The organism is Belnapia sp. AC561, from assembly GCF_979252845.1.
Genome location: NZ_CEEDBP010000544.1, coordinates 1 through 231, shown reverse-complemented (window position 1 = coordinate 231; position 231 = coordinate 1). Strand labels below are relative to the sequence as shown.

General features: G+C 61.9%; 1 protein-coding gene. It reads right to left on the bottom strand.

The window, feature by feature from the left end:
- The coding region (locus tag AC0IW9_RS32190; RefSeq protein ID WP_471652334.1) for a hypothetical protein at positions 1 to 231 on the bottom strand (231 nt) is incomplete at both ends.

The following is a 231-nucleotide window of genomic DNA, read 5'->3' as shown; positions in this document are numbered from 1 at the left end:
GGGGTGCGGATCTCGTGGCTGATCTTGGCCAGGAACTCGGCCTTGGCTTTTAGCTCGGCGTCATTGGCAGCCAGTGCGGTGCGTGCTCGTGAGGCAGCACGCTGCAACTGCCGCTGATGTTCGGCCAATGCTGCGCTGAGTACCACGCCGCTGAGGGTGGCGATGGTGAATACCCCGGTTACCAGCCAGCCGGGATCGAGCTGATCGAAACCGAGCAGAATCGGAATGAAG